This is a genomic window from Actinoplanes sp. NPDC089786, from assembly GCF_040684855.1.
In the GTDB taxonomy this organism is placed as follows: domain Bacteria; phylum Actinomycetota; class Actinomycetes; order Mycobacteriales; family Micromonosporaceae; genus Actinoplanes.
This window is the reverse complement of record NZ_JBFBGU010000027.1, coordinates 80,681-98,879: the sequence shown is the minus strand read 5'-3', so window position 1 is coordinate 98,879 and position 18,199 is coordinate 80,681. Positions and strand designations below refer to the sequence as shown.

The 18,199-nt window shown below is 69.3% G+C and carries 9 protein-coding genes and 1 pseudogene; 4 read left to right on the top strand and 6 right to left on the bottom strand.

Annotated features, from left to right (window positions below; all coding sequences use genetic code 11):
* The 3 genes from AB0O15_RS41895 to AB0O15_RS41885 form a co-directional block, all read left to right on the top strand.
* A partial coding sequence (locus AB0O15_RS41895) for a beta-ketoacyl synthase N-terminal-like domain-containing protein (protein WP_364331609.1) occupies positions 1-3,577 on the top strand: 3,577 nt, incomplete at its 5' end.
* On the top strand, positions 3,574-4,341 hold the full coding sequence (locus AB0O15_RS41890; protein WP_364331606.1) for an alpha/beta fold hydrolase: 768 nt from the start codon (positions 3,574-3,576) through the stop codon (positions 4,339-4,341). The genes AB0O15_RS41895 and AB0O15_RS41890, both read left to right, overlap by 4 nt.
* A gap of 187 nt (positions 4,342-4,528) precedes the next feature.
* Positions 4,529-4,657, top strand: a complete 129-nt coding sequence (locus AB0O15_RS41885) for a hypothetical protein (RefSeq protein ID WP_364331603.1) — start codon at positions 4,529-4,531, stop codon at positions 4,655-4,657.
* A 60-nt stretch (positions 4,658-4,717) separates the two neighbouring features.
* Here AB0O15_RS41885 and AB0O15_RS41880 read toward each other — a convergent pair whose 3' ends face one another.
* The 3 genes from AB0O15_RS41880 to AB0O15_RS41870 all read right to left on the bottom strand — a co-directional run bounded on the left by AB0O15_RS41880 (position 4,718) and on the right by AB0O15_RS41870 (position 9,395).
* Entirely contained in the window at positions 4,718-6,025 is a 1,308-nt protein-coding gene (locus AB0O15_RS41880) for a fibronectin type III domain-containing protein (protein WP_364331601.1), read from the bottom strand.
* Between the two features lie 209 nt (positions 6,026-6,234).
* On the bottom strand, positions 6,235-8,274 hold the full coding sequence (locus AB0O15_RS41875) for a prolyl oligopeptidase family serine peptidase (RefSeq protein ID WP_364331612.1): 2,040 nt from the start codon (positions 8,272-8,274) through the stop codon (positions 6,235-6,237).
* Between the two features lie 347 nt (positions 8,275-8,621).
* On the bottom strand, positions 8,622-9,395 hold the full coding sequence (locus AB0O15_RS41870; RefSeq protein ID WP_364331598.1) for a hypothetical protein: 774 nt from the start codon (positions 9,393-9,395) through the stop codon (positions 8,622-8,624).
* Positions 9,396-9,717: 322 nt separating this feature from the next.
* Here AB0O15_RS41870 and AB0O15_RS41865 point away from each other — a divergent pair, with 322 nt between their 5' ends.
* Positions 9,718-11,310 (top strand): methyl-accepting chemotaxis protein, encoded by a 1,593-nt coding sequence (locus AB0O15_RS41865; protein ID WP_364331595.1) that lies wholly within the window; start codon positions 9,718-9,720, stop codon positions 11,308-11,310.
* Between the two features lie 77 nt (positions 11,311-11,387).
* On the opposite strand, the gene AB0O15_RS41860 is transcribed toward AB0O15_RS41865, so the two are convergent.
* The 3 genes and pseudogenes from AB0O15_RS41860 to AB0O15_RS41850 all read right to left on the bottom strand — a co-directional run.
* Complete coding sequence (locus AB0O15_RS41860; protein WP_364331592.1) at positions 11,388-14,450, bottom strand: PAS domain S-box protein; 3,063 nt, start codon at positions 14,448-14,450, stop codon at positions 11,388-11,390.
* A 331-nt stretch (positions 14,451-14,781) separates the two neighbouring features.
* Positions 14,782-17,754, bottom strand: coding sequence for a thioester reductase domain-containing protein (locus AB0O15_RS41855; protein ID WP_364331589.1), 2,973 nt, complete (start codon positions 17,752-17,754; stop codon positions 14,782-14,784).
* A 45-nt stretch (positions 17,755-17,799) separates the two neighbouring features.
* A pseudogene (locus AB0O15_RS41850) lies at positions 17,800-18,198 on the bottom strand (ketoreductase domain-containing protein); the annotation flags it as partial.
* Between the last annotated feature and the right edge of the window lies 1 nt (position 18,199).

The following is an 18,199-nucleotide window of genomic DNA, read 5'->3' as shown; positions in this document are numbered from 1 at the left end:
CCAGCAGATGATCACCGCCGAACACGGGATGCGCCTCTACGACACCGCCACACACCACGGCCACCCACTCCTGATCGCCGCCCCGACCAGGCCCGCGCTCGGCACCGAAGTCCCCGCCCTGCTGCGCGGACTCGCCACGGCCCGACGCCCGCAGAACCCGGCCGGGGCGGCTGACCGGAGCGTCCACGCCCTCAAGTCGCGCCTCATCGGCCGTACGGCCGCCGAGCAGCACCGCCTCATGCTCGCCTTCGTGCTCGGGAACGTGGCCTCCGTACTCGGTCATGGCTCGGCCGACGCCATCGCGGCCGACAAACCCTTCAAAGACCTCGGCATGGATTCCCTGACCTCGGTCGAACTGCGTAACGGCCTAGCCAAGGCGACCGAGCTGCGGCTGCCGGCGACGATCGTGTTCGACCACCCGACCGCGGATGCCCTGGCCGCCCATCTGCTGGTGAAGCTCGGCCGGCCGGCCGCGGCACAGCGCCCCGCCGAACCGGAGGCGGACCGGGCGCCGGTGAACGAGCCGATCGCCATCGTGTCGATGGCCTGCCGGGTGCCGGGTGGCGTCGCGTCGCCCGAGGGCCTGTGGCGCCTGGTGGAGTCGGGATCCGATGCGATCTCCGCGTTCCCCGGCGACCGTGGCTGGGACGTCGCGAACCTGTACTCGCCGGACCCGGACGCGCCCGGCAAGTCGTACAGCGTGCAAGGTGGTTTTCTGGACGGAGCGGCCGCGTTCGACGCCTCCTTCTTCGGGATCAGCCCGCGGGAGGCGCTGGGCATGGATCCGCAGCAACGGCTCCTGCTGGAGACGGCGTGGGAGGCTGTCGAGCGAGCGCGTATCGACCCGAGATCGCTGCGCGGCCGCGATGTGGGCGTCTACGTGGGTGGGGCGGCGCAGGGCTACGGGCTGGGGGCCGCGGAGGCGCACCGGGACAACCTGATCACCGGTGGCTCGATCAGCCTGCTGTCCGGGCGCCTGTCCTATGCGCTCGGGCTGGAGGGACCGGGACTGACCGTGGACACCGCGTGCTCGTCGTCCCTGGTCGCCCTGCACCTGGCGGCGCAGGCGCTGCGGCAGGGCGAGTGTTCGCTGGCGCTGGTGAGCGGGGTGTCGGTGATGCCCACCCCGGACGTGTTCGTGGAGTTCTCCCGGCAGCGCGGCCTGGCGTCCGACGGCCGGTGCAAGTCGTTCGCCGCCTCGGCGGACGGCACAAGCTGGTCCGAGGGGGTGGGTGTGCTGGTGCTGGAACGGCTCTCCGAGGCTCGCCGGCTGGGGCACCAGGTCCTTGCGGTCGTACGCGGCACCGCGGTGAATTCCGACGGTGCGTCGAACGGGCTGACCGCCCCCAACGGCGCGGCGCAGCAGAGGGTGATCCGCCAGGCGCTGGCCAACGCCGGACTCAGCACGGCGGACGTGGACGCGGTGGAGGCGCACGGGACGGGTACGACGCTCGGCGACCCGATCGAGGCCGAGGCGATTCTGGCCACGTACGGGAAGGACCGCTCCACACCGGTCTGGCTCGGCTCCCTGAAGTCGAACATCGGGCACACCATGGCGGCCTCGGGCGTCCTCGGCGTCATCAAGATGGTCGAGGCCATGCGGCACGGCGTACTCCCCCGGACGCTGCACGTGGACGAGCCGTCGCCGCACGTGGACTGGGCGGCCGGCGAGGTCGCGCTGCTGACCGAGAACCAGCCGTGGCCCGGCGACGTGCGGCCGCGCCGGGCCGGCGTGTCGTCGTTCGGCCTGAGCGGGACCAACGCGCATGTCGTGCTGGAGCAGTACGAGGCGCCGGCCGCACCGGTCACGACGAAGGATAGCGGGCCGCTGCCGTGGGTGCTGTCGGCGCAGAGCCCGAAGGCATTGCGACAGCGGGCCGGGCAGTTGGCCACGGCCCTCGCCGAGGACTCGACGTGGCATCCGCTCGACGTCGCCTACTCGCTGGCCACCACGCGCTCCGACTTCGCCCACCGCGCGGTGGTGGTGGGCGCCGACCGCGAGGATTTCCTTCGTACGCTGGGGAAGCTGGCCGACGGCGCCGGCTGGCCCGGCCTGATGACCGGGACCGCGAAAACCCGGCGCGTCGCCTTCCTGTTCGACGGGCAGGGCACGCAGCGGCTGACCATGGGCCAGGGGTTGTACGAGAGTTTCCCGGCCTACGCGCGGGCCTGGGACACGGTGAGCGCGGAGTTCGGCAAGCACCTGGACCATCCGCTGGCCGACGTCTACTTCGACGGAGGCGGAGGCGCCGCGGCGACGGCCGATCTCGTGGACGACCCGCTCTACGCCCAGGCGGGCATCTTCGCCGTCGAGGTCGCGCTGGTCGAGCTGCTGGCGGAATGGGGTGTACGCCCGGACGTCGTCACCGGGCACTCGATCGGTGAGGCCGCGGCCGCGTACACCGCCGGAATGCTCTCGCTGTCGGACGTCACCACCCTGATCGTGGCTCGCGGAGCGGCGCTACGGGCGGCGCCCCCCGGGGCCATGCTCGCCCTCCGGGCCGGTGAACAGGAAGTACGGGACTTCCTCGACGGTACGGGCGCAGCGCTCGACCTGGCCGCGGTCAACGGTCCGGCGGCGGTCGTCGTGTCGGGTGCGCCGGACGCGGTGACGGACTTCGCCTCGGCGTGGACGGCGTCGGGGCGCGATGCCCGACGGCTGAAGGTCCGGCGTGCCTTCCACTCCCGCCACGTGGAGGGGGTGCTGGATGATTTCCGTACGGCGCTGGAATCCCTGTCCTTCCGTACCCCTCTCCTGCCGGTCGTGTCGACGGTGACCGGACGCCTGATCGATCCGGCCGAGATGGGCACGCCGGAGTACTGGCTGGACCAGGTCCGGCAACCCGTCCGCTTCCAGGACGCCGTCCAGGAACTGGCCGGACAGGGAGTGGGCACCTTCGTGGAGGTCGGCCCGTCCGGGACGCTGGCGTCGGCCGGGATGGAATGCCTGGACGGTGACGCCACGTTCCACGCCCTGCTGCGTCCCCGCTCGGCCGAGGACGTCGGTGTGCTGACCGCCCTCGCCGAGCTGCACGCGGGTGGGACGGCCGTCGACTGGGCGACGGTTCTGGCCGGCGGCCGGCCGATGGATCTGCCGGTCTACCCGTTCCAGCACCAGTCCTACTGGCTCGCCTCGGCGGCGCCGGAGCCCGCGACGGAAACGGTCGCCGACGACGAGCCTCCCCAGACGGACGAGCCGAGTACGATGCTGGAACTCGTCCACCTGGAGGTGGCCGGGGTCCTGGGCATCACCGACCCCGACACCATCCTGGACGACGCGTCCTTCCTCGAGCTGGGCTTCGACTCGCTCAGCGGCGTCCGCCTGCGCAACCGCCTCGCGCAAGCCACCGGGCTCACCCTGCCGCCCACTCTGCTGTTCGACCACGTCACGCCGGCCGCGCTGGCCACCGAGCTGGACGCGCTGCTCGACGTGGACGTGGACGCGGCCGGGGTCCTCGACCTCCTCGAGGAGGTGGACGAGCTGGACGAGGAGGCTATCGCCATGAGCGCGGCGGAACACCGGGCCATCTCCGACCTACTGGCCAAGCTGTCCGAGAAATGGAAGGTCAAGGGATGACCGCTCCCCCGCGTACGGCCGCTTTCGACAAGTGGGTGACCATTGCCACCCCGTCACCGCAGAGCGCGGTCCGGTTGGTGTGCCTGCCGCACGCCGGTGGATCGGCGAGCTTCTTCTTCCCCGTGTCCCGGGCGCTCGCACCGCGGGTGGAAGTGCTGGCCGTGCAGTATCCGGCCCGGCAGCAACGGCTGCGCGAGCCGGGCATCGACAACATCCCGGAGTACGCCGACCAGATCTTCGCCGTGCTCGCGGAGCTCGACGACAAGCCGCTGGCCCTCTTCGGGCACAGCATGGGAGCGATCCTCGCGTACGAGATCGCCCTCCGCATGCAGCAGGCCGGCCGCCCGGCACCGGTGCGGTTGTTCGCCTCCGGCCGGCGCGCGCCGTCCCGGTACCGGGCCGACCGAATCCACGAGGGTACGGACGCCCAGGTCGTCGCCGAGCTCAAGCGCCTCGGTGGCCCCAACCCGGCGCTGCTGGCCGACCCCGAAATGCTGGAGCTGATCCTGCCCGCGGTCCGCAGCGACTACACCGCCATCGAGCGGTACCGGCACGAGCCCGGCCGCAAGCTCGACTGCCCGATCACCGCCGTCATCGGCGACAGCGACCCGCGGGTGTCGGACGACGAGGCCCGGGCGTGGGCGGACCACACCGCGGGCACGTTCGACCTGAAGACCTTTCCCGGCGACCACTTCTACCTGGTCGGCCAAGCCCAGAACGTCATCGTTCTCATCGACCGGGCCTTGGCGACCCCGACGCGGTAGCAACCGGGCCCAGACCCGCCCACGGGGTCGCCGCGGGCTCCGACTTGTGCGCGGTGACAGCAGGCGGCGCCGGCCAACCAAAGGTCGTACTTGAAGTCCCCCGGGATCCAACTTCCCGCAGAGGCGGAAGGGGCCGTCGGATCGGAGAATCTACGGTGTCAACGCACCGACGTCGCTTGGAGTGATCATGTCTGTCGCAACGAACGACCGGGAAGCCGTCGCGTGGGCCTGGCCTGCCGTGTTCCTCATGTTCATGCTCGGGGCGGTGGGCAGTGTCGCGTACGCCGCGGTGTGGTTGTGGGAAACGTTCGTCTGAGCAAAGCCGCCTGCGGGAACCCCTGACAACCAAGGGTTCCCGGAGGCGGCAGCGGGTGACTCAGGCCGCGATCCGCCGGCGGCGGGCAGCCACCGTCAGGGCGGCGCCGCCCAGCAGCAGCGCGACCGCCACGCCCACCAGCACGCCCGCGCCCGGCCCGGTGACCGGCAGACCGCCGCCACCCTCGCCCGGTGCGGTGATCGTGATGTCGGTGTCCTGGCTCAGCGGCAGGCCGTTCGCGCCGATGCCGAGCGCCCGGATCACGTGCTCACCGGTCACGCCGGCCGGCAGGTCGGCGCGCAGCGTCGCCACGCCGTCCGCGCCGGCGATCGCCGTGCCCAGCACGGTCGGCGCGGAGTAGAGCGTGAACGTCACCCGCGCGCCGGGGTCGTAGCCTTTCGCGCGCAACTGGACGCCGTCGCCGGGCACGGTGCGCGGCCGGTCGAGGTCGATGCCCTTGTTCGTGGTGGACGCGGGCGTCGCCGCGTCGCTGAGCGGGCTGACCGGCGAACGGCCCAGATCGGACAGGGCCACCACCGAGAAGCGGTACGGCGTCCCGTTGTCCAGGCCGCCGATCAGGCACGACGTGGCGGTCGCGCCGCCGGAGCAGGTGGCGCCGCCGGGGGCCGCCGTCACCACGTACCCGGTGACGGTCGAACCATTGGTCTCCGGCCGCACCCAGGTGATCTTGACGGCGCTGTCCCCCGCGACCGCGGCCGGCTTGGCCGGCGACGACGGCGGGGTGGGCGGGGCGGGCGCGCTGACCGTGGCGGCGCCGGTGACGGTGGCGTTCGCGTCACCGTCGAAGCCGCTGTTGTTCTTGGCCGTCGCGGTGACCGTGACGGCGGACGACGCGCCTTCGGACAGTCCGGTCACGGTGATCAGGCCGTCACCGTCGTCGGTGGCGGTGGCGCCGTTCGTCTCGGCGAACGTGTAGTCGTACACGTCGCCGTCGTAGTTCATGACGGTGAACGTGAACCCGGTGGCGGTGCGGGTGACCGCGGAGAACGCCGGCGTCTCCGCCGGGGCGTTCTCGGCGCTGTTCGTGTACGACGAGCACGCGGTGCCGCCGCCGGCCAGGGCGGCGTTGAACTGCACGGTGGCGCTCTGGCCCGGGTTCAGGCCGGTGACCGTGGCGATCACCGGGGTGTCGCCGGTCGCCCAGCTGGTGCCGCTCAGCGAGGCGGTCCCGTTGTTGGCAATCGCCGTGATGTTGCTGGCCGTGGCGAACGAGCTGGTCACCTGGAAGGTGAAACCGCTCGTGCTCCGCACCGGGTTGCCGTACACGAGGCCGTGGCAGGCCCACGCCGGGCCGGCGGTGCCGGTCACGACGGCCGCGGACCCGGCGACGGCGAGGAGGCCGGCCACGAGGAGGCGTGCCGGGGTACGACGGCGTGCGCGCCGCGGAGGTGGTTGCTGGACCATGGTGCTCCGTTTCTGATTGCCCGACCGAGCGTTCGGCCGGCCGACAGTCAGGACACCACAGAAGTATAGCTTTCCCGGCATAACGGACAGCGTGTCGAGAACGCCATCATGACAGAACCAAGGATCGGACGATGAGGCCGCCGCAAGGCCTTTCAGTCATGTGGTGCAGGGCTTGCAACACCGTGCAGCTCGCGCCAGAGGTACTCCAGTGTCAGTGCCGAGAGAATGGCGGCCTGCTCGTTGTCCGCAGCAGCGCTGTGCCCGCCCTCCACGTTCTCGTAGTAGAAGACGTCGTGGCCCTGTGCTCGGAGCAGAGCCGTCATCTTGCGTGCGTGTCCGGGATGGACGCGGTCGTCGCGGGTCGAGGTGACGAACAGGACCGGAGGGTACGACCGGTCAGGCCGGACATTGTGGTACGGCGAGTACTTTCGCAGGTAGGCCCAGTCAGCCTCGTCGTCGGGATCACCGTATTCTGCGGTCCACGAGGCGCCGGCCAGCAGCTTGGTGTAGCGGCGCATGTCGAGAAGCGGCACGGTGGCAACGACCGCCCCGAACAGTGTGGGGTAGCGGGTCAGCATGACACCCATCAGCAGCCCGCCATTGCTGGCGCCCTCGATACCCAGCTGTGCCGGGGTGGTGATCCCGCGTGTCACCAGGTCGGCCGCGACCGCGGCGAAGTCCTCGAACGCCTTGATCCGCTTGTCCCGCAATGCCGCCTGATGCCACGCCGGGCCGAACTCGCCGCCGCCACGGATGTTCGCCACGGCATAGGTGCCGCCTCGCGCGAGCCAGCCGCGCCCCATGACGCCGTCGTAGTACGGCGTCTGCGAGATTTCGAAGCCGCCGTACCCGGTAAGCAGAGTCGGCGCGGTGGCAGACCCACCCACGACGAAGTACGGCACGCGGGTGCCGTCGGCCGAGGCGACGAAGTACTGGCGTACCTGCATGCCGTCCGGGTCGAAGAATGCCGGCGCCCGCTTCAGTACCTCGACGCGACCTCCGACGGTGCCCAAGCCAAGGGTTTCCGGCCGCAGGAATCCGGCCGAGGCGATCAGGTACGAGTCGTCGTTGTCGGGGTCGGTGTCGACGATCCACGCGTCGTCGAGTTCACCGGCCCCGGACAGTGGCTGCCGACGCCATCCCGAGGCGCTCGGGGTAAGCAGGTGCAGGTGGGTCCGGACGTCAGCCATTGTGGCGATGAGCAGGTGATTGCGCGTCCACATGTACGAGCCGAGCGACGTGCGGTCATCGGGCTGGAACAAGACACTCACGTCGCGCCGGCCGTCGAGGTACGCGCCGAACGGGGCGGCCAGCAGCACACCGGCCGGATGAGTGACGCCGCCGACCGTCCACGGCGACCTGAGCAAGATCAGCAGCCAGTCCCGGTGGATGTCGCAGCCGGCGTCGTCCGGCACGTCGATCTTGACAAGGTCACCGGTCGGCCGGCGCAGGTACAGCTCGCTGCGGTAGAAGTCCAGGGTCCGGCCGACGAAGTCGCGCTCGTGGCCGGGCGTCGGGTCGTGGCCCGCGCTGACCGCGATGTCGTCAACCTGCCCTTCATATACGAGCTCCGCCTCCGACAGCGGGGTGCCGCGCCGCCACCGCTTCACCACACGCGGGTAGCCGGAGGTCGTCAGGGTCCCCGACCCGAAGTCGGTCGCGACGTAGATGTGGTCGGCATCGATCCAGTCCACGTCGCTCTTCGCCTCGGGCAGTGTGAAGCCTCCCTCGACGAAGGCCCGGCCGCGCAGGTCGAACTCGCGGACCGCCATGGCGTCGGCGCCGCCCCGGGACAAATTGACCAGGCAGCGGTCGTAACCGGGTTCCAGCACTGTGGCGCCGCCCCACACCCAGTTCTCTTTCTCGGCCGCGCTCAGCGCGTCGACATCGAGCAGGACGTCCCACGCCGGCTCGTCGCGCCGGTACTGCTCCAAGGTGGTCCGCCGCCACAATCCTCTCGGATGGGCGGCGTCCTGCCAGAAGTTGTAGTAGAGGCCATCGCCGCGCCAGCCCGGGTAAGGGATCCGGTCCTTGCTGTCGAGCACCTCCCGGATCGCGTCCTTCGCCCGGACGAAGCCCTCACCGGCGAACGCGGCCAGCGTCTCGGCGTTGCGGCCCGTCACCCATCGCACAACAGCTGGCGAATCCGACTCTTCGAGCCACAGGTACGGATCGTCGGCATCCTCGTACAGTTCGGCCTCCCCGGCTCGATCACGTAAACGATGATCGCACGCTCAGAAACCGACCGGTCGGTTCGCGGTCAGACTCAACAGCCGCAGTTACCAAGAAGTCGGCCCCTCCGATCCCCATCGCGGCCGATCGACATCGGGCTTTAGCGGACTGATCCACCCCTCCGTCGCCGGCGCGCGTCCATTTCGGTGAACTCATCTACCGGAGACGTACGCGTTTCATTCTCGTGCCTCTCGCCTGGCGTGATTGATGTACTGGCGTCGCGAGGTGGAGCCGGCCCGTGCCGGGCTCCGCCCGGGTGGGCGGAGCCCGGCACCGCTCAGCGGGATCCGTCAGTAACGACGCTGTGTCAGTAGAAGACGCAGTTCTGGGTGCCTGGGCACTGGAACCGCGTGGTCTCCAGCGGCGAGATGAACCGCGGCATCTCCGGCTCGTCGTCGGTGGTGAAGACACCGACCACCGAGCCGTAGTAGTCGGCTGCGTTGACGAGCCGGTTCCCGTAGAGCGTGCCGGTGTCCCATCGGGCCGCTACCCCGGATGCGATTCGCCGGCTGCCGCCGTAATGGTTGCCGCAGCTCAGATCCGGCCAGAAATCGATGGCCTCCCAGCAGTTCGCGGCGACCGCCTCGAAGCTGACGCCGGGCCCACTGTCCCAGATGAACGTCTCCCGCCACTGCGCCTGGCGACCGTTCAGGTTGGTGCGGATGACGATGTCGAAGCTGCCGATCAGTGTCGGCCCGCTGCCGTACGCGGCGTTGCCCTTTGTCTCCTCGAGGAACTTGTTGCCGAACGGATTGCGGTGGCAGACGGCCTCGTTCTCGCACCACGAGTCGTAGTCGTCCGCGAGGGCAGACGCCGAATCCGTACCGGAGGTCAGCGGCGCCACCGGCGTCAGCGACTGGGTAGCCTTGCCGTTGGCGTCGCGCCTCGTGACGGTCAACCCCGCCGCGGTGCACGTCCATGCCGGGGCCTTGCTCTCGGCGGCCAGTTTGATGCACGGCGCGAAGATCTCGGCAGCGCGGTCGAGCTTGGCCGGCTCCTGAGCCGCCGCGGGCCCGGCTCCGACCATTGACAACGCCAACGCTGCGACGACGGCGCCAAGCAGCACACGGAATCTGGACACGTTATCCCCGTTCCGGTGACGGTCCGCACCGATAGCGGACCTCGTGTCCGAAGAGCATCATTTCGGTGCTTCACATGGGCTTCATCCCGTGCTCGTTCTTCGGCTCAGTGGGCCCGGCTCGCGGCTGCTATTTCGGCGTCGGCGACGTGACGCACCATCGCTGGTGGCGTCAAACACTTCAGGGCCGTACCACAAACCAAGCTTTTCTGTCCGGTGGAGCCGAGATTCGACTCTGGCCGCGTGGGCCGACGTGAAGGGTGATGATTACGACGTTTGCTTGATCAGGGGCGGTCCGGGGATCTGATGTGATCGAGGTGTCGCGGTGAGAAATTGGAGTATCGGCCGGCGGATCGGTGCCGGTTTCGCCGTCGTGGTGATGACGATGGCCGCGCTGGTCACGGCGGGCGTCGTCCAGGTGCGCAGCATCGACTCGAAGCTGACGATCATCAATGACGCGAACGCGGTGAAGCAGCGTTATGCGATCAACTTCCGGGGCAGCGTGCATGACCGCGCCATCGCGATCCGCGACGTGGTGATGGTGGGCGGCGCCTCGGAGGTCGACGACGAGGAAACCCTGATCGGGAAGCTCGCGGACAAGTACAAGGACTCGGACGCGAAGATGCAGCAGATCTTCGCCGACCCGGCGGCCACCAGCGATGACGAGAAGAAGGCCTACGCGGCCATCAACCAGGTGCAGGCCAGCACTTTGCCCCTGCTGCCCGAGGTGATCGAGCTCAAGCGGGCCGGGAACCAGACGCAGGCGATGACAGTGCTGAAGGAGCAGGCCAAGCCCGCCTTCGTGGAATGGCTGCGCGTCATCAACGTGTTCATCGATCTAGAAGAGGCGATGAACAAGAAGGAGACGGCCGCGGCCCGGCAGACCGCGGGCAGCTTCAACGCTCTGATGGCCGCCCTCTTCCTGGCCGCCATCGTGATCGCCGTCCTGGTCGCCTGGCGCACCACCCGCACCATCACTCAACCGCTGGCCGAGGCGGGCGAAGTCCTCAGGGAGGTCGCGGGCGGCGACCTTACCCGCCGCCTGCACGTCCAGTCGGCCGACGAAGTCGGGCAGATGAGCGGCTCGGTGAACACCGCGCTCGACGCGGTCGGCTCGGTGCTGACCCGGCTGGCCGCGAGCTCCGCGACCCTCGGCACGGCCAGCGACCGCATCGGGGAGATCTCCGGCAAGCTGGCCGGTGGCGCCCAACGCTCCTCGGAACAGGCCGAGATGGTGGCCGCGGCGGCCGGCGAGGTGTCCCGCAGCGTTCAGACGGTCGCCACCGGCTCGGAGGAGATGGGCGTCTCGATCCGTCAGATCGCCCACAACGCCAGCGAGGCCGCCCAGGTCGCCGGGCAAGCCGTCACCGTCACCCGGACCACCACCGAGACCGTCTCCCGGCTGGGCACCTCCAGCCAGGAGATCGGCGACGTCATCAAGGTGATCACCAGCATCGCCGAACAGACCAACCTGCTCGCCCTCAACGCCACCATCGAGGCGGCCCGGGCCGGCGAGTCCGGCAAGGGCTTCGCGGTCGTCGCCGGGGAGGTCAAGGACCTGGCCCAGGAGACGGCCCGAGCCACCGAAGACATCTCCCGCCGGGTGCAGGCCATCCAGGCCGACACCAGTGGCGCGATCACCGCCATCCAGGAGATCTCCCGCATCATCGCCCAGATCAACGACTATCAGACCACCATCGCCTCGGCGGTCGAGGAGCAGACCGCGACCACCACCGAGATGAACCGCAGCGTCGCCGAGGCCGCAACCGGCTCGGGTCACATCGCCGCCAACATCGACGACGTGGCCACGGTCGCCCGAACCAGCAGCGAACTGGTCGGCCAGTCCGAGCATGCCGCCGGCGAGTTGTCCGCGGTAGCCCGCGAGCTGCGGGAACTGGTCGGCGCATTCCGCCTGTGAGCGATGGGACGTGCCGTCGGCCGCAACGGGGCCGGCGGCGCGTCACCGGACTGTTCGCAGCGTTCACCACCTTCTTGTCATTGGCCGGCTTCGGGCGGCCGGGAGGTGGTGTGCGTGGCGGTTGCTGGTGGCTGCACGAAGGCGCGGACGCGGATGAGCAGTTCCTGGCTGGTGAAGGGCTTCTCGACGATGGTGACGCCGTCGGGCAGGGTTCCGTTCTCGGTGAGGACGGGTTCGGCGTAGCCGGACATGTACAGCACGGGGATGCCGGGGCGTAGTTCGCGGATGCGGTCGGCGACTTCATTGCCCGTCATCTTCGGCATGATCACGTCGGTGAGCAGCAGGTGAATCGGGCCGGGGTGGGATTGGCAAAGGCGCAGGGCCTGTTCGCCGCCGCTGGCGGTCAGGACGTGGTAGCCGGCGCGGGTCAGGATCCGGCCCGTGATCACGCGTAGGTCGTCTTCGTCCTCGACCATCAGGATGGTCTCGTGCGGGTCCGCGCCGGTAACAGGTTCGGTGGCCAGGCCTGCGTCGCCGGCGGAGTCGGCCGGCGGTGCGTCGACGGCGGGCAGGACGACGGTGACGGTGGTGCCGATGCCGTTCTCGGAGTACAGGCGCACGTCGCCGCCGGCGGCGGTGGCGATGCCGTACACGGTGGCCAGGCCCAAGCCGGTGCCGGACCCTTTCGGTTTGGTGGTGTAGAACGGCTCGAACGCGCGCTCGATGACCTCGGGGGTCATGCCGGTGCCGGTGTCGCTGACCCGCACGCGCACGTATCGGCCGGCTGACAGCGACGAGCTGGCGCGGTCGTCGGCGCCGAGTTCGGCGTTGCTGGTGTCGATGGACAAGGTGCCACCGCCGGGCATCATCGCGTCGCGGGCGTTGACAGCGAGGTTGACCAGGATCTGCTCGATCTGCCCGGCGTCGGCGTGCACCGGCCACAGATCCCGGTCGAGGGTGGTGACGAGGTGGACGTGTTCGCCGATGCTGCGCCGCAGCATTGGTTCGATGTCGCCGATGACATGGTTCAGGTTGAGGACCTCGGCCTGGGTGAGGTCGCGGCGGCCGAAGGCGAGCAGTTGTTTGGTCAGGCGGGTGGCGCGTTCCGCGGCCCGGCCGATCTGACCGAGGTCTCTGCGCGCGTCGGCCAGGTCAGCCGGGTCCGGGGCCGGCGAGTCGAGGACTTCGGAGATCATCTCGGTGTAGTTGCTGATCACGGCGAGGATGTTGTTGAAGTCATGGGCGACGCCGCCGGCGAGCTGACCGAGGCTCTCCAGCCGCCGGGCGTGCTGCAGGCGTTTCTCGGCGGCGTCGCGTTCGGCCTGAGTGATGAGTCGTTCGCGTTCGGCCTGGGCGATCAGCCGGTCGGTGACGTCACGGATGGCCGTGGTCGCGATGATGCCCTGGTCGGTGTCGACCGAGGACAGGCTGATCTCGGCCGGGAACTCGGTGCCGTCCTTGCGTACGGCGGTCAGCGCGGCGCCGGCCCCCATGGCCCGCTTTCGCGGCTGGGCGAAGTAGGTGTCGCGCTGGTGCGGGTGCCCACCGCGCAGACGCTCGGGTACCAGGACGTCGACGCACCGGCCGAGCAGTTCCTCGCGTTGGTAGCCGAACATCCGTTCGGCCTGGGCGTTGATCAGGGCGATGATGCCGTCGCGGGTGACGCCGATGATCGCGTCCGGGGCGGCTTCGAGCAAGCCTTCGAACATCGCCTCGGCGCGCTCGCGTTCGCTGATGTCACGGGAGATCGACGCCACCCCGGTGGCCTGGCCGTTGGCGTCGGTGATCGGCGAGAGGGTCAGCGACACGGTGATCGTGGCGCCGTCCTTGCGGCGGCGCTTCACGCGGTACTGGTCGATCCGGTCTCCGGTGGCGATGCGGGCCATCAACTGGCCCTCGGCGTGTTCCTGTCCGGGCGGGAACAGCATGGACGCGTACCGGCCGAGCACCTCGTCGCGCCGGAAGCCGTAGAGTTGTTCGGCGCCGGTGTTCCAGCTGGTGATCACGCCGTCGAGGGTCTTGCCGATGATCGCGTCGTGCGACGACTCCACGATCAAGGCGAGGCTTTGCCGTTCGGCGAGGATGTCGGCCCGCCCGGCCAGCGCCGCGGCACGGTGAGCCAGCTCGGTGAAAGCCGCGATGTCGTCCTCGGCGAACAGGCTGCGGTAGCGGTTGAGCAGCAGCAGCGCACCCGGGCCGTTGCCGGTGGGCACCGGCGCCACGGTCACGAACCGGGTGCCGCTGGCCCGGGCGAACATCACCGCCGCCGGCGGTGGATGAGTCCACCCGGCCAGGGCGTCGATCGGGCTGTCAGCGCTCAGCAGCGCGTCGCAGTCCGAGCTGGTCTGCTCGTAGTCGCCGGCCGGCAGGCCGGCGTGTCCGGCGACTTGCACCGTGCCGGTGTGTGTCCGCATCAGGATCACCACGGCCTCGGCACCGAGCACCGTGGCGGCTTCGTCGCAGAAGTGCTGCCACGTGCGCGTCGCCGGCTCGTCCGCGGGCGCGTCGACCAGTCGGCACAGCACCGCGGAGGTCACCTTCTGCGACCAGCTGCGGCGCAACGCGCGCGGCGGCACGAACGCCACCAGATACAACACGCCTGAGATCACGGCGACGGCCCGTGCTTGCACCGCCTGGCCGGTGGCGGAGATCAGCAGGGCGGAACCGATCAGGCCGGTGCCGGCCGCGGCACACCACAACCGGGCCCGCGCCGCGCCGCCGCGCTTCCGCGCCTCGGCACCCAGCAGCCACGCCGCGAGACCCTCGCCGATGAAGAAGACGCCGACCGCGGGCCAGACCAGCGGTCGCGGCACCGGCTGCTCCGCGGAGGTCAGCACCGGCACCACGGTCAGCCATGCCGTGAACGCCACGGGCCACCACCACGAGGGCACCGGACGCAACCGGCTCACCAAACGCAGGCTGAACAACGGCTTCGCCAGCAACAACGCGATGGCCAGAACCATCACCGCTCGCGGCGGGATGCCCATGAACAGACGTAGCAACCCGACGACGAACAACATCGCCACCGCCGCGAACATCCACATCACGTCACGCAGCAGCGGATCCCGGCGCCGCAGATACCGCCAGCTCACCCAGGCCAGAACCACCACGAACAGCGACGTGACCAGAAGCAGCGCCATGGAACCTCGGTCCCGCCGGCCGCGAGCCCGGCAATAGGGGCAATTCGGTTCAGGATATTGCAGAAGCGCGAAGTCATGTTCAGAAACACGACGTATCTGGCCGGCTCACGTTCGAGCTGTTCGCCGCCCTGGCTGAGTTCGAGCGTGTCCTGCCGCGCGAACGCACCAACGCCGGGCCGGCCGCCATCGCCTCCACCCGGGCCGGCGGCCGACCTCGCAAGATGACCACATGACCGGTGGGGCGAGTGTGTCTAGAACAGGTCACGGCTGGGCCGGGTGCGGCAGCGTCGGCGGGTTCGGGATCGCCCGATCGGCAGCTCGCCGACACTTCTTAAGCCATCCGAATCCCCTTGTCCTCCACGAACCGCGTGTACTGCGCGAACGCCACATCAAGCTCTTCCTGGGTCACCCCGTAGTGATCGAGCGAGTAGCGATGCGTGGGCGCGCCGGTTCTCTGAGCCGACTGCCGGTCGTACCATTTCCGGGTTCTGGCACGGCTCTGATCGTCGAGTGTCCGGCCACAGTGTTCGTAGACTTTCTCCGCGACACCCTCCGGGTTCTCAACAAGGTCGCGATAGCTGACGTCGAGGAATCGGTCTTCGAGTTCCGGGTGGGCGGCTCGGAACCGGGTGGCGCCGAAGAGCATGCGGCTCATCTGGTCGAGCTGTTCGCGTCCGATCGCTACCGGGTCGGATGTGTGGGCGGAAGCGTTTCGCACCGATTCGGTGAGGCTGAACCAGGACGGCATGAATTCGTGCGGACTGCGATGGGTCTGAATGAAGATCGCGTCCGGATAGGTCGCCAGCAGCGTTTCCAGCTCAGCGAGGTGGAACGGCATCTTGAGCAGCCACTGGCGCCGGGGAGCGGCCAGCCGCACACCGCGTTGCCAGCCGAGATGTTGCAGCGTACGACGATGCAGATCGTAAGCCAGGCCGGAACGCCGGCCGGTCAGCCAGTGCGCGTACTCGGGGACATGGAATCGCACCGTGTACGACCACCCGGCGAAGGACTGGTCCAGGAGCGGGAAGTCCTCTTCCGGCGCGTCGATGTCCACCTCGTGGATGCCGTGCATCGTTTCGGTCAGCTCATCGGCCGTCAGCAGATCGTCGACGTACTCGTTCCGTGCCGCCTCGGGTTTACCCACGGGTAGCGCGGGGTGCGCCAGCTCGGCCGGACGTAGTGCCCAGAAGCGGTCGCCTTGCGCAAGGAGCCGGTGCAGCAGCGTCGTTCCGGTGCGGTTGATGCCGATGATGAAGACGGGGCGCTCGACGGGCTCGGTGGCGATGGCCGGTTCTTGCTGGTACTCGCTGGTGAGCGCCGCACGGTTGGTCAGTGTTCGGGAGAACAGGAAATTGACGCCGGCGAGTCGTTCCTCCCGCAGCCGCGCTGCCGGGTCCCGCATCGCATGAACCAGTTTGTCGAGTCCTTCGACGAGTTTGGCCGGGTAGGCGTCGTCGAACTTCACGGAGAAGCGTTCGGCCAGATGACCGGCGCGACGAAGCAGGGCGTCCACGTCGAGGGAGGTTCGTGGCCGGGGAAACGGCCAGGTCTGTTCGTGCCGCACCATCCAGGAGAGGCTACGGGCGGTGGTGGTGATCAGCCCGGGCCAGGCCGGCGGTACGAGCGCGTCGGCGGAGAGAGCGTCGGCGGTGACCGGAGGCGCCGATGGCGAAGCCGTCGGCGCGAACCAGTACCGGGCGAAGTGATCGACCAGGCCCCAGTGCTGGTGGAGGGGCGAGCGGCTCCCCCGGGCCAGGCACGCGTGCCGGAACTCCGCGTAGCTGCATTCTCTTGTCTCGACGCCGAAGTCGGCCAGGTCCAGGCCATGTTCCACCGGGCGCGGGTTGACCAGATGATAGGTCGTCCGCCGGCGGCCGGGGTTGCGGGAGATCGAGACGAGCAACTGGCTGACGGTGTCCACCGGCTCGGTCCATGCGTACCGGAAGCCGGTCGGCCTCAGGCCGACGTCGAGGACTGCCATCATGATCCGGGTCTTGATGTCGCTGCTCTGGAGGTAGCCGGTCTCCCCGGACAGCGTGGTCTGCGGCAGCCGCATGATGGCGACCGGGACACCTGCGCTCCCGGCGAATCGCATGCCGTGCTCCACGACCAGCTTGGACCACGGGTAGCCGAGCACATCGGGCGGAGCGATCGACTCCAGCGTGTCGAGGTCCGGGTCGTCGCCGTCATCGATGCGATGGTCGCTGAACTCCCCCGCGAAATTGCTGAAGTACTGCGGGAAGACACCCATCGTCGAGGCGTAGATGAGGTGTTTGGTACGCCGACGCAAGGTCAGCTCGATGATGCCGGCGAGGCTGGCGGTGTTGGCCACGCGCACGGTCGAGTAGGGAGACAGGAGGTTGACACTGGCCGCGAGGTGATAGACGGCGTCGAGCTCGCCGCTGAGCCGATCGAAGTCCGGTTCGGTAAGACCGAGATCGGCCTGTTGGATATCGCCCGGCCACACTGTCAGGCGCTCCGCGTAGCCTTCGTCCCAGATCTCGGCCTCTCGCATGGCCGCCCGAATGCGTTCCAGGCCACGCGCGGGATCGTCGGCGCGTACAAGGCAGTGCACGGTCAGCTCTGGGTTCTGTCGCAACAACTCATGCAGGACGAATCGTCCGACGAAGCCGGTCGCGCCGGTGAGCAGAACGGCCCGGAAACGGTCCGGGCTTACCGGGTCGGTGACACCGTGGGTGTGCACCGCGGCGCCGATGGTGTGTTGCAGCCGGTCGAGGTCGGCCTGGCACTGGGCCGGCAGCCGGCCGCCGCGTTTCCCGGTCGTTCCGGTCGGCTGGGGCGCCCCGGGTTCGGTGTCGGGCCGCAATATTGCCTCGGCCACGGATTCCGGTGTCGCTGTGGTCATCAGCTCCAGCAGGCCGACCCGGCGCCGGAACCGGGTGGCGATGAAGCCGGCGAGTTCGGCGACCGAGATGGAGTTGAGTCCGAAGGACCTGATGGGCTCACGGGCACCGATCCCGTCGTGCCCGGAGAGGGCGGTGATCTTGTCAGCGATCTCCCGCACGATGTCTTCGACGGTATCGCCCGTGCCACCTGCCGCGACGAAGGCCGCGTCGTTGGCGAGCCAGTGACCGGTACGCATGTAGTCGGCTTGATCGACGCCGCCGGGCCGGCTCGCCAGGTCGGCAGAGACGAGGTGCCCTTCGGGCGTCCCGCGTCGCAGCGCGTAATCCAGGTTCGCGATGGCCAGGGCAACGCTGATCGGCGGCATCCCAGCCGCCTTGGCCAGGTGAAGCACCCGCGGATCCCGGATGGCCATCCCGACCTCGGCGACGGCCGCCATGTTGTAGGCGAGGGCGGGCAGGCCGAGTTCACGCCGGTGCGCCGCGAGTCCGTCGAGGAACGCGTTGGCGGCGGCGTAGACCGTCTGTCCCGCGTTGCCGAAGGTCGACGCGATCGAGGAGAGCAGGACGAAATGGTCCAGCGGGGAGCCGCTGGTCGCCTCGTGCAGGTGCCATGCACCATCCGCCTTCGGCGCGAACACCGTTGTCACCGAGTCGTGAGCCACGTTGACCAGCAGCTGGTCGTCCAGGACAGCAGCGAGATGGAAGACGCCCTTGAGCGGCCGGGTCAGGCCGGCGATACATCGGTCGACATCCTCCCGGCGGGACACGTCTCCGGGTACGACGTCGATCTGGACGTCCTCGCCGGGGAAGAACTGGGCAATGTCGCTGGCATCACGGACCCACTTGGCGGTGCGGCCGCTTCCCGGGTCCCGATCGAGCAGA

Coding starts and splice junctions, on each gene's coding strand:
- AB0O15_RS41890 (WP_364331606.1), top strand. CDS start 3,574: ATGACCGCTCCCCCGCGTACGGCCGCTTTCGACAAGTGGGTGACCATT.
- AB0O15_RS41885 (WP_364331603.1), top strand. CDS start 4,529: ATGTCTGTCGCAACGAACGACCGGGAAGCCGTCGCGTGGGCCTGGCCT.
- AB0O15_RS41860 (WP_364331592.1), bottom strand. CDS start 14,450: ATGGCGCTGCTTCTGGTCACGTCGCTGTTCGTGGTGGTTCTGGCCTGG.
- AB0O15_RS41855 (WP_364331589.1), bottom strand. CDS start 17,754: ATGGCGGCCGTCGCCGAGGTCGGGATGGCCATCCGGGATCCGCGGGTG.